Origin of the sequence: Lascolabacillus massiliensis, assembly GCF_001282625.1 — a bacterium.
GTDB classification, from domain to species: Bacteria; Bacteroidota; Bacteroidia; order Bacteroidales; family Dysgonomonadaceae; genus Proteiniphilum; species Proteiniphilum massiliensis.
Map to the genome: position 1 here is coordinate 1,089,681 of NZ_CTEJ01000002.1, position 12,810 is coordinate 1,102,490.

Sequence of the window (12,810 nt, forward strand, 5' to 3'; positions counted from 1 at the left end):
AATATATTTACTTTTCGAATTATCGTACAAAAGTACGATTTAAATTATAAATAGAGTATGTTTAACTCGTAAAATGTTTTGATCTTGGTATAAAAAGCTATATTTGAGATAAAAAGAGGTAAAAAACTATGAAAAAGAGATTGGTGGTTCTAACTGGTGCAGGTATGAGCGCAGAAAGTGGTATCTCTACTTTCAGAGATTCTGGGGGACTGTGGGATAAATATCCAGTGGAACAGGTTGCAACTCCCGAAGGTTTCAGGGCAAATCCTGAATTGGTACTTAACTTTTATAATATCAGGAGACGTGAACTTCTTTCTGTGAAACCTAATGAGGGACATTATGGACTGGTGGACCTGGAAAAACATTTTGAAGTTAATATTATTACTCAAAACATTGATAATCTGCATGAACAGGCAGGTAGCTCATCTGTTATTCATCTTCATGGCGAATTGATGAAATCACGGTCTACGGCTGATGAGTCGCTAGTCTATGATATTGACCCTGAAAAATGTGAAATTCTTTTAGGTGATACATGCGAGAAGGGTTCTCAGTTACGTCCTCACATAGTTTGGTTTGGAGAGATGGTCCCTATGATGTCAGTCGCTGAAGAAATCACCCGTAAAGCTGATATATTTGTAATTATTGGCACTTCAATGAATGTTTATCCGGCAGCCGGTCTGCTTCATGACGTAAAGTATGACACCCCTGTTTATCTTATTGACCCTAAAGATGTAAATACCGGAAGAAGAGACATACATCATATCAGAATGGGAGCTTCAGAAGGTGTGAAGGAATTAAAGAAAATTCTGTTAACATAAATTGCACTTTAATGTTTCTTTCAACACTCTTTGTTCTTGGATTCTTTTATTTTAAAAGAAGATCATAAGAGCGAAGTAAGTATGAGGTGTGAGTAAGTACTTTTTGAGAGTGTTGTTTTTTTTGTATTTTTGATTTGAAATAGCGGCAACTAAGCCTGCTTAAATTAACTTGATTTGTAGCTTGTGGCAAAAAAAATAGCAGAAACACCAATGATGAAGCAGTTTGTTGAGATAAAGAGTCAACATCCCGACGCTATACTGCTTTTCAGAGTTGGTGATTTTTATGAGACTTTTTCGGATGATGCGATAACAGCATCTGAGATTTTAGGAATAACTCTAACCAGAAGAGCCAATGGTGCTGCACAGTTTGTAGAATTGGCCGGCTTCCCTCATCATGCTCTTGATACTTACTTGCCCAAACTTGTCAGGGCAGGGAAAAGGGTAGCAATTTGTGACCAGCTGGAGGACCCAAAGACAACTAAAAAACTGGTAAAACGGGGTATAACTGAACTGGTTACGCCGGGTGTATCGATAAATGACAATGTTCTAAACCATAAGGAGAATAATTTTCTCTGTGCGATTCACTTTACAAACAATCTTTTAGGTATATCATTCCTTGATATATCAACAGGAGAGTTCCTTACTACTGAAGGTAAAAAGGACAATATTGACAAACTGTTATCTAATTTCTCTCCTAAGGAAATTTTGATTGAGCATTCAAAAAAAAGGAAATTTGAGGAGATATTTGGTTCGGGATGGATGACCTCGGTTCTGGATGACTGGATTTTTACTGAAAATGCAGCTCGTGACAGACTATTGGCGCATTTTAAATCTGCGAGCCTTAAAGGTTTTGGTGTTGAGCAGCTTGAACAAGGTATCATAGCATCTGGAGCTATTTTACATTATATGGATATCACTCAGCATCCAAATATTGAACATATAACATCATTAACCAGAATTGAAGAGGAGAGATTTGTACGTCTTGATAAATTCACGGTAAGAAACCTGGAGCTGCTTTCTCCAATGAATGAAGGTGGTAAAAGTTTGCTGGATATCCTTGACAAGACTATATCTCCAATGGGATCACGTCTTATGAGACGTTGGGTTGTTTTTCCACTAAAAGATGTTTTGCCAATTAATGATCGTTTAAATATAGTTGAGTACTTTTTTCGTGATCCTGAGTTGAAAAAGTTTCTTGCTCAACAGCTTTCTCTTATTGGAGATCTGGAAAGAATTATCTCTAAAGCGGCTGTTGGCAGAATTAATCCAAGAGAGGTGGTTCAGCTAAAAGTTGCACTGAATGCAATTGATCCTATCCAGCAGGCCTTTGCTGATTCTGACAATAGCAATCTAAGGGAGATGGGTGAATTATTGAATCCATGTCCGGTATTGAGAGAAAAGATAGAAAAGGAGATTGTTTCTGATCCTCCGGCTCTGATCAATAAGGGTGGATTTATAAGAAAAGGGATAAATAAGGATCTTGATGAACTCAGGGATATTGCTTTTTCGGGAAAGGATTATCTTCTGAAATTGCAGCAACGGGAGAGTGAAAGAACGGGAATACCTTCTCTTAAAATTGCATTTAATAATGTATTCGGATATTATATAGAGGTGCGAAATACTCATAAAAGTAAAGTGCCTGCAGATTGGACCAGAAAACAGACATTGGTTAGCGCTGAAAGATATATTACCGAGGAACTGAAAGTGTATGAGGAGAAGATTCTTGGTGCTGAAGAGAAGATAATAGCTCTGGAGAACAAAATATATACAGAGCTGGTTGAAAGTCTGATAGGTTATATTCCTGTTATTCAAAATAATGCAAATATAATTGCTCGTGCTGACTGCCTCCTTTCGTTTGCAAATGTGGCCGAGAGGTATAACTATATTCGTCCTGAGATTAATGAGAGCCTTGTTATTGATATAAAAAAAGGAAGACACCCTGTAATTGAAAGACAGCTTCCTGCAGATGAGCCTTATGTCTCTAATGATGTTTATCTGGATAATGATAATCAACAGATATTAATTATTACAGGACCAAACATGTCTGGTAAATCAGCTTTGCTCCGTCAAACTGCTCTGATTACTCTGATGGCTCAGATAGGATCGTTTGTACCTGCTGAGTCAGCAAAGATAGGTCTGGTTGATAAAATATTTACAAGGGTTGGCGCATCTGACAATATCTCGCTAGGAGAATCTACATTTATGGTGGAAATGAACGAGGCTGCCAATATTATGAATAATCTTTCTGACAGAAGCCTTGTACTTTTTGATGAGCTTGGCAGGGGTACAAGTACTTATGATGGGATATCAATTGCCTGGGCTATTGTAGAGTATATTCACGAGAATCCTAAAGCAAGAGCGAAGACTCTGTTTGCAACACATTATCATGAACTTAATGAGATGGAGAAGTCTTTTAAACGTATCAGGAATTTCAATGTATCGGTAAAAGAGATTGATAATAAAGTTATATTTCTTCGTAAACTGAAGTCCGGGGGAAGTGAGCACAGCTTTGGTATTCATGTTGCCAGGATGGCCGGTATGCCGCAAAGTATTACTAAAAGGGCAGATGCTATACTATCTCAGATGGAGAACTCAAACCGTAAAGGTGATATTAAAAAACCTATAAAGGATTTTGTGGAAAAACAGGAGGGGTATCAACTTAGTTTTTTCCAGCTTGACGACCCGATATTAAGTCAGGTAAGAGATGAGATAATCAATTTGGATGTGAACAATTTAACTCCAATCGATGCACTTAATAAGCTTAATGAAATAAAGAAGATTGTTAAAGGTAAATAAACATTATCTTGAAAGTATTTATAAATTTCATTAATCAATCACAAACAAAATGTAAAGTAATTTGTTTGAATTGTGAAAGAACCAGAACTAAAACTATTTTTTAACGAAAAAATTGACTTATGAAACTAAAAAAATTAATCTTTGCGGGACTGCTTATAGCAGCATTCACAACTACAACATTACAAGCCCAGAGTTATAATACGGCATTTGGTGTGCGTTTGGGATATGACAGCGGATTATCACTAAAACACTTCTTTGCACCTTCTAATGCAGGTGAGTTCATCCTTTCAGCTTCACCACGATGGTTTCAGCTGACAGGTCTTTATGAATATCAACAGCCTGTACCTAATGCACCGGGATTGGACTGGTATGTGGGTCTGGGTGCTCATATTGGAGGTATACACAAACATAAAGACAGTTATAATAGTGCGTTTTTGGTTGGAGCTGATCTGATTGGAGGTTTGGAATATATTTTCCCGAGTGCTCCTTTTAATATTTCTCTCGACTGGAAGCCATCTTTTAACTTCACAAACGATTATAATGATTACTGGTATAGCGGTTTTGCATTGAGTTTGCGATACACTTTCAGATAAAAGTCCTTTTAATGATTATAAAACCGCTTTCAGTTGAGAGCGGTTTTTTTTGTACTTTTGTGTATATGCATAAGACAGAAATAAACAACGAATTTAGTTTACTGGATCAGTTAAACCAGGCACAGCGAGCGGCCGTGGAGTTTTGTGATGGTCCTTCACTGGTGATAGCTGGAGCGGGATCGGGTAAGACACGTGTACTCACTCACAAAATTGCCTATCTGCTTGAATTGGGCTTACCTCCTTACTATATACTTGCACTTACTTTTACCAATAAAGCTGCACGGGAAATGAAATCACGTATTGCAGAACTTGTTGGAGAGAAAAAAGCAAGAAGCCTGTGGATGGGTACCTTTCATTCTATTTTCGCACGTATACTCCGCAAAGAAGCTGATTCAATAGGCTTTCAATCCAATTTCACTATTTTCGACTCGTCTGATTCACATAATCTGGTTAAGCTTATTATTAAAGATATGAATCTTGATGATAAGCAATACAGGCCAGGCCATGTTCACGGACAGATATCAAGAGCAAAGAACAGTTTGATTACTCCAACCATGTATGCAGCAAATACTGAAATTATTCAGTATGACAACAGAGCAAGACAGCCTCAGATTTTTGAGATATATAAGAGATACCAAAATCGCCTGCGCGCTGCCAACAGTATGGATTTTGATGATCTGCTGATGTATACTAACATACTGTTTCGTGATCATAAGGAAATTCTTGATAAATATCGTAATCAGTTTCAGTATATACTTGTAGATGAGTACCAGGACACCAATTTTGCTCAGCACCTGATAGTTAAACAACTTGCTGATGAGCATCATCGTGTGTGCGTAGTGGGTGATGATGCTCAAAGTATTTATTCGTTCCGTGGAGCAAATATCGATAATATATTAAATTTCAAATCCACCTTCCCTGAAACAAAGGTCTTTAAGCTTGAACAGAACTACCGTTCTACTCAAAATATAGTAAATGCAGCAAATAGCCTGATTAAGAAAAACACTGAGCAGATCGCCAAAGATGTGTTTTCTGAAAATGAGGTTGGCGAGAAAATGGAGGTAATCAGTACTTTTTCTGATTTTGAGGAGGGACTTGTTGTTGCAAACAAGATTGCAAGGATGCGGCTGGAGAACCATTCTGCATATAGTGATTTTGCTATTCTCTATCGAACTAATGCTCAATCGAGAATATTTGAAGATTCATTGAGAAAGAAAAATATTCCTTACAGGATTTATGGTGGCAAATCGTTCTATCAACGTAAAGAGATAAAAGATGTGATTGCCTATTTCAGGCTTATAGTTAATCCTTCTGATGAGGAGGCATTTCGTAGAATTATCAACTATCCTGCCAGGGGAATTGGGGATGTTACGGTTGGCAAAGTATCGTCTGCTGCGACACTTCATCAGAAAAGTTTATGGGAGATAATATCTACTCCTATTGATTATAATCTGAATGTGAATTCAGGAACACAGAAAAGACTTAAAGCTTTCTATGACCTCATATGTGAATTTATTGATAAAAATGAATCACTTAATGCATTTGAACTTGCTCAGGAGGTATTAAAAAAGTCAGGCATAGCACATGAAGCATATCAGGACCTTACACCTGAGGGAATGAGCCGCTCACAAAATATCCAAGAACTTCTTAATGCCATTAATGAGTTTGTATCTACAAGGCAGGAGCAAGGAGAAGAGGAGATCGGGTTAGTTGATTTCTTGTCAGAAGTTTCTCTGCTTACTGATCAGGATACTGATAAAGAAGAGGAGGCTGAAAAGGTTACTTTAATGACTGTTCACTCGGCAAAGGGTCTTGAGTTTAATAATGTGTTTGTAGTTGGTATGGAAGAAGATCTTTTCCCATCATCCATGACAAAATCAGAAATTAGAGGACTGGAAGAAGAGCGACGTCTTTTTTATGTTGCTATCACCCGTGCTAGAAAAACCTGCACAATTACATATGCCAGAAGCAGATTCAAAAATGGTCAGACAACTTCGGCTGTCGAAAGCAGGTTTCTGAGAGAGATTGATCCTGCTTATATCTATATGGAATCAAACAGCTCATTTAGTACCGCAACAACAGATAAGGCTGTTGATTTCTGGGGTACGATGCGTGAACAAAGACTGCAACGAGAGAGCAGGACTGATAAAAACATATACTCAGAAAGATCTGACAGGAGCTCATTCAAAGCCGGCCCTAGTACAGGGAGACTAGTTTCTGTACATAACAGCTCATCTTCTATGCCATTATCAAAAGAGGCAAAGGAGCTTGAGGAGGGAGATATAATTGAACATGAAAGATTCGGTCAAGGGGAAGTTACATCTATCGAAATGAGTGGAAATGACCGCCGGGCGATAGTTGAGTTTGAGTCTGCAGGCAGAAAACAGCTGCTGCTTAAGTTCGCAAAATTTAAAATAATAGGGAAAAAGTGAAATAGTCACCTTTTCCCCCCAAATAAAGAAAAACCTAATATCAATAAAGTAGATTAAAGTTCCAAGAGAGCTTTCTCACTATTGCTTCCCCCGAATAGAATATCAGTTGGATTCTCCAGAAGCTCTTTAATTCTTAATAAAAAGCCTACCGAGTCTTTTCCATCAATAACTCTATGGTCATAAGACAATGCAACATACATCATTGGGCGTATAACAACTTGTCCGTCGATCGCTACTGGTCGTTCTATTATATTATGCATACCTAGTATAGCCGACTGTGGCGGATTGATCAGAGGTGTTGACATCATGGATCCAAAAACTCCTCCATTTGTTATTGTAAAAGTACCTCCTGTCATTTCAGGAATAGATAGTTTGCCACTTCGGGCTTTTCCGGCCAGATCAGCGATTGCTTTCTCAATCTCAGCTAAACCAAGACTTTCCACATTGCGTACTACAGGAACCATTAAGCCTTTTGGTGCACTTACTGCAACTGAGATGTCAGTATAATCAAATGTTATAAGATTCTCTCCATCTAACATACTGTTTACATTTGGATGTTCAAGAAGTGCTACCGATGCTGCTTTCATGAAAAAAGACATGATACCAAGTTTTATACCATATTTATCTGTAAACTTGGCCTGATTTCTCTTCCTGATATCCATTATAGGCTTCATATCCACCTCATTGAAGGTGGTTAGCATTGCAGTCTCATTCTTTACTGAAACCAAACGTTCGCTTAGTTTTCTGCGTAAAGAACTTAACCTTTCTGTTTTTGACTCTCTGCTTGCTTGCCTCTTTAACCCGGATGTTAGGGGCTGAGATGTAGCTTCTGTATTATCTTTTGCATTTAATACAGCTTCAACATCTTCTCTTTTTAAACGTTTAAGTCCATTTATTACATCCTCAACCGACAACTCATACTTATCCATTACCTTTTGTGCCAAAGGAGTAATTTTCACCTTTCCTAAATCAGATTGATCAGGAGCTTCACTTTTTTTCGTTTCCGGTTCGGAAGAAATTGCATTCACAGTTAATTTATCCTTTTCGGGAGTTTCTCCAGTCTCTCTGGATTTTACTACTTTAGATGAATCTTCCGTAACAACCGCTTTTACTGAATCAGAAGTCGCTTTTGTACTATCCGGTTCAGGAGAAACAGAGGCTGCAGCAGAGGGTTGTATTGAAGTGTCAATTGTACATGCAACTGAACCTACTTCGAGCATATCCCCTTCCTTTGCTTTAAATGATATCTTACCTGATTCATATGCAACAAGCATAAGAGTTGCTTTGTCTGATTCAAGTTCCGCGATTTCGGTATCTTTTGCAACAATAGCACCATCTTCAACAAGCCAATGGAAAAGCTCTACATGTGTGATTGATTCACCGGGACTGGGGATTTTAACTTCTATAATTGCCATTATTTGGTTTTAGTTTAAATGAGACTAAATATTCTAATGATTTTAATTTAACTCATTATCATGTTACTTTGTTTAAAATTTAAATATTCGCTCCATAATTTATTCAAAAACCTTATCAATGATTTTTGCCTGATTGATTTTATGAAGTGCTGTTAATCCTTCAGCTGTAACCCCGCTTGCAGGCCTGCTTATCACCTGGATATTCTTATCCTCCAGCCTCTGTTTAACATAAAGAGATGCTCCCATGTTTAACGGCTCCTCTTGTACCCATACAAGCTCTGTATCTTCTGGATAGCTATTGATCAGATCTCTAATCTGTTTTTCCGGAAATGGATACAGCTGCTCCAGACGTATAATTGATACATCTCCTGAATTCTTTTCACGACGGGCGTCCTTTAGTTCATAGTAGATTTTGCCGGTACAGAGAATGAGTCTCTTGATTTCAGACTTAGATTGTAACTCTGTATCCTCTATTACTTCCATAAATCGACCTTCTGTGAAGTCTGAAATTGAAGATGTACACTCAGGATGTCTCAACAAGCTCTTTGGAGTAAATACTATAAGAGGAATTCTGAAATCACGATACATTTGCCGGCGTATTACATGAAATAGATTTGCAGGAGTGGTGCAATTGACCACCTGCATATTATTATTACCGCAAAGTGCGAGGAAACGCTCCATTCTTCCGCTTGAGTGCTCTGCCCCCTGCCCTTCATAACCATGAGGTAAAAACATTACCAGTCCTGATTTTAGACCCCATTTTTCCTGTGCTGAACATATATACTGATCTACTATAACCTGTCCGACATTATAAAAATCTCCAAATTGAGCTTCCCATATAGTCAGACCATCCGGAAATGCAAGTGAGTAGCCATATTCAAATCCAAGTATACCATATTCACTTAACATAGAGTTGTATACTCTTACAGGAGCCTGCTCGCCACCCAGGTTTTTCAATGGAAAATATTTTTCTGTACCCTCATCTTCAGTAACTATTTCTGCATGACGATGAGAAAATGTGCCTCTTTCTGAGTCCTGACCACTTAAGCGAACCGGAATCATCTCTTTTGCAAGTGTAGCATAAGCCATTAACTCACCCATTGCCCAATCATAAGAATTGGCCTCTATCATGGAGGCACGTTGAGAAAAGAGTCTGGTTGTCTTATTGAAAAACTGTCTGTCGCCTGGTAAAGTTGTAATGCGTTTTGCCAGATCCAGGAATAGTTCACGTGACACTTTTGTGTTTACCTCTTTTTCGAAGTCTTGTAGTGCCGGTAGACGTAAATGACTGTTTTTATCTGACAAAAAAGGTTGGAAATTTAACTTGTTCGACTTTAAAGAGTCTTCATAAGATTTATCGAGTTTTCTGTGAAAGTCGGATACCATTTTGTCAAAAACTGCTCCTTCAACTACTTTTTCTGATATAAGCCTATCTGCATAGATATCTCTGGGGTTCTTATGTTTGGCTATAATATCATATAACTCAGGTTGAGTGAAACGTGGCTCATCCCCCTCATTATGACCATATTTTCTGTATGATAGCAGATCGATAAAAACATCTGTATTGAACTCCTGGCGAAATTCAAGAGCTAATTTAGCTACAAAAACCATTGCTTCAGGATCATCTCCATTAACATGAAATACAGGCGATTGTGTAACTTTTGCAACGTCTGTACAGTATGTACTTGATCTTGCCTGCAGGTAGCTGGTTGTAAACCCTACCTGGTTATTAATAACAATATGGATTGTACCTCCAGTTTTATAACCTCCAAGCTTTGAAAATTGTATAGTTTCATAAACTACACCTTGTCCTGCAATTGCAGCATCACCGTGAACTACAATTGGCAATACCTCATCATAGTTCAAATTATGATCGTTCTCAAGTTTAGCACGTGCTATTCCCTGAACAACCGGACCAACTGCTTCAAGATGTGAGGGGTTTGGAGCAAGGTTCATAGAGATTTTACGTCCTTCATAATCAATAGTATTACTATATCCAAGATGATATTTAACATCACCATATTTTATCTCTTCATCATAATTTTGTGCATTGAATTCACGAAATACCTGCGAGTATGGCTTTTTCATAATATTGGTAAGCACATTTAATCTTCCACGATGTGCCATCCCAATTACAATGTCATTTACATTATAGTCTCCCCCTCTGGAAATAATAGCTTCAAGTGCAGGTATAATGGATTCTGATCCTTCAAGAGAAAAACGCTTTTGTCCAACAAACTTTTTGTGCATATAATCCTCAAAGCCTGAAGCCTCTATCAGTAAACTAAGGATATGCAATTTCTTTTCTATCGGCAAATCCTCCCTGTTCCTTGAGCTCTCCATCTTCTCCTGAAGCCATTTCACTTTATCAGGATTAGTCATGTATCGATACTCTACACCTATAGAGGCACAATAGGTCTCTTCAAGTAGAGTAATTATATCACGTAGGGTTGCTCTTCCAAGACCAACTTCTTTACCTGCTTCAAAGACTAAATCCAGATCTTTCTCTGAAAGATCAAAGTTTTCTATTGCAAGTGTAGGAGTGTAGCTCCTTCTGGCTCTAACAGGATTGGTTTTGGTAAACAGATGCCCTCTTCTTCGGTAAGCTGTAATAAGACGCATTACATTCAACTCTTTGGGGGAATGCTCTATACCACCATTTTTTTCATTTGGTATTAAAGGGAAGCGGTTTGTAGCTAAGTCAAAGCCTTGAAAAAAATAACGAAAACTTTCATCAACACTTTCAGGCGCTTCTTTGTATTTTTTGTACAAATCTTCTATTGCTTCGATCTCCATAGAATCGAATTCATTTCCGGTATTCATTGGTAAATAAATATTTATTTATATATAAATAGTAAAGGAGGTGAAATTGTTCATTAAAAACAACTAATAGATATAAATTCAATGATAGTTAGATAAATTCAATGATTATTAGACGAAAAAATCGTATATTTGACATTCCAAATAAACTTATCAGTTAAGTAATTAACAAGACAATTAATAAATTTCAAATTTCATGACTAAAAGCGCTTTACAAATTGCGAGGACTAATTATGTCCCTAAAATGCCTGAGGGTCTTAAAGGCAATGTAAAAATAGCAGAAGGTGCTGCTACTGAGTCTGTGGCTGACCAGAAAGAGATAAAGGAGTTATTCCCTAACACATACGGTCTACCAATTGTAACTTTTAAACAGGCAGAGGGCGAAATCGGCGCTTCGGATCCTGTTAATGTAGGTGTTATACTATCGGGAGGACAAGCTCCGGGAGGACATAATGTTATTGCCGGAATTTTTGATGGAATAAAACGTATACACAAAGACAGCAAATTATATGGTTTTATTCTTGGACCTTCCGGTTTAATAGATCATCAGTATAAGGAATTGACAAGCGAGATAATAGATGAATACAGGAATACAGGAGGTTTTGACATTATTGGATCCGGACGTACTAAGCTTGAAACAAAAGAACAGTTCGACAAGGGTCTGATAATTCTTAAGAAACTTGACATAAAAGCACTTGTGATTATTGGAGGAGATGACTCTAATACTAATGCATGTGTATTAGCTGAATACTACAAATCTATTAATGCAGGTGTTCAAGTGCTTGGATGCCCAAAAACAATTGATGGTGACCTGAAAAATGATCAGATTGAAACATCTTTCGGTTTTGATACTGCTTGTAAAGTATATTCTGAATTAATTGGGAATATTCAGCGCGACTGTAACTCAGCACGAAAATATTGGCACTTCATTAAAGTAATGGGGCGATCTGCGTCTCATATCGCATTAGAATGTGCACTTCAGACTCACCCTAATGTTTGTATTATTTCAGAAGAAGTTGAGCAGAAAGGCTTGTCTCTTGATGATATTATTGAATATATAGCCGGTGTCATCGCAAAAAGAGCAGAGAATGGCTTAAACTTCGGTACTGTTATTATTCCTGAAGGTTTAATTGAATTCATCCCGGCGATGAAAAACCTTATTAGCGAACTTAATGATTTCCTCGCTCATAATCAGGAAGAGTTCGACCTTGTACGTCGTTCAGGTAAGCGTGAATATATTATCAGTAAATTATCTCCTGAAAACTCAGAGATATATGCAAGTCTGCCGGAAACTGTAGCTCGTCAGCTTACACTTGACCGCGACCCACATGGTAATGTACAGGTATCTCTTATTGAAACAGAGAAACTGCTTACTGAGATGGTTAGTAAAAAACTTAGCGATTGGGCAAAAGAAGGTAAATATAAAGGTAAATTTGCCAGCATCACTCATTTCTTTGGATATGAAGGCCGTTGCGCAGCTCCTTCAAACTATGATGCCGACTATTGCTATTCATTAGGATATACAGCATCAATGCTTGTAGCATCTGGTAAAACAGGTTATATGTCATCTGTAAAAAATACTACAGCACCTGCAGCTGAATGGGTAGCCGGTGGTGTTCCAATCACTATGATGCTTAATCTTGAACGTCGTCATGGAGAAATGAAGCCTGTAATTCAAAAAGCTTTAGTGAAGCTTGATGGCGCTCCTTTCTTATATTATAAAGAAAAGCGTGCAGAGTGGGCAATTCATACTGATTACGTATATCCTGGTCCAATACAGTACTTTGGTCCTACAGAAGTATGTGATCAACCAAGTAAAACATTACAATTGGAACAGACAGGAAAAATTACTTTCTAATATATATATATAAGTATATTTAAATAATTAGGGCCGCCCCTCACGGGACGGCCCTTTTATTTATTCACTTTGAAAATT

At 37.7% G+C, this 12,810-nt stretch carries 7 protein-coding genes; 5 read left to right on the forward strand and 2 right to left on the reverse strand.

Annotation, left to right across the window (positions count from 1 at the left end; translation table 11 throughout):
* Positions 1–128: 128 nt before the first annotated feature.
* From BN1354_RS09410 to BN1354_RS09425, 4 genes are all read left to right on the forward strand, one after another.
* Entirely contained in the window at positions 129–818 is a 690-nt protein-coding gene (locus tag BN1354_RS09410; protein WP_045090695.1) for an SIR2 family NAD-dependent protein deacylase, read from the forward strand.
* 210 nt (positions 819–1,028) lie between these two features.
* Positions 1,029–3,614, forward strand: a complete 2,586-nt coding sequence (gene mutS, locus BN1354_RS09415; RefSeq protein ID WP_197272072.1) for a DNA mismatch repair protein MutS — start codon at positions 1,029–1,031, stop codon at positions 3,612–3,614.
* 119 nt (positions 3,615–3,733) lie between these two features.
* Entirely contained in the window at positions 3,734–4,207 is a 474-nt protein-coding gene (locus tag BN1354_RS09420; RefSeq protein ID WP_045090693.1) for a hypothetical protein, read from the forward strand.
* 65 nt (positions 4,208–4,272) lie between these two features.
* Positions 4,273–6,639 (forward strand): ATP-dependent helicase, encoded by a 2,367-nt coding sequence (locus BN1354_RS09425; protein ID WP_053827257.1) that lies wholly within the window; start codon positions 4,273–4,275, stop codon positions 6,637–6,639.
* 53 nt (positions 6,640–6,692) lie between these two features.
* On the opposite strand, the gene odhB is transcribed toward BN1354_RS09425, so the two are convergent.
* Together odhB and BN1354_RS09435 are read right to left on the reverse strand one after the other, a co-directional pair.
* Positions 6,693–8,054, reverse strand: coding sequence for a 2-oxoglutarate dehydrogenase complex dihydrolipoyllysine-residue succinyltransferase (gene odhB / locus BN1354_RS09430; RefSeq protein ID WP_053826937.1), 1,362 nt, complete (start codon positions 8,052–8,054; stop codon positions 6,693–6,695).
* Positions 8,055–8,153: 99 nt separating this feature from the next.
* Positions 8,154–10,877: a 2-oxoglutarate dehydrogenase E1 component gene (locus BN1354_RS09435; RefSeq protein WP_053826938.1), complete on the reverse strand. Its 2,724-nt coding sequence runs from the start codon at positions 10,875–10,877 to the stop codon at positions 8,154–8,156.
* Positions 10,878–11,070: 193 nt separating this feature from the next.
* On the opposite strand from BN1354_RS09435, the gene BN1354_RS09440 reads away from it, so the two are divergent.
* Complete coding sequence (locus tag BN1354_RS09440; RefSeq protein ID WP_053826939.1) at positions 11,071–12,732, forward strand: diphosphate--fructose-6-phosphate 1-phosphotransferase; 1,662 nt, start codon at positions 11,071–11,073, stop codon at positions 12,730–12,732.
* Positions 12,733–12,810 lie beyond the last annotated feature (78 nt).

Bases quoted from the DNA above. Each gene is read 5' to 3' on its own strand.
- BN1354_RS09410 (WP_045090695.1), top strand. From the start codon at position 129: ATGAAAAAGAGATTGGTGGTTCTAACTGGTGCAGGTATGAGCGCAGAA.
- mutS (WP_197272072.1), top strand. From the start codon at position 1,029: ATGATGAAGCAGTTTGTTGAGATAAAGAGTCAACATCCCGACGCTATA.
- BN1354_RS09420 (WP_045090693.1), top strand. From the start codon at position 3,734: ATGAAACTAAAAAAATTAATCTTTGCGGGACTGCTTATAGCAGCATTC.
- BN1354_RS09425 (WP_053827257.1), top strand. From the start codon at position 4,273: ATGCATAAGACAGAAATAAACAACGAATTTAGTTTACTGGATCAGTTA.
- odhB (WP_053826937.1), bottom strand. From the start codon at position 8,054: ATGGCAATTATAGAAGTTAAAATCCCCAGTCCCGGTGAATCAATCACA.
- BN1354_RS09435 (WP_053826938.1), bottom strand. From the start codon at position 10,877: ATGAATACCGGAAATGAATTCGATTCTATGGAGATCGAAGCAATAGAA.
- BN1354_RS09440 (WP_053826939.1), top strand. From the start codon at position 11,071: ATGACTAAAAGCGCTTTACAAATTGCGAGGACTAATTATGTCCCTAAA.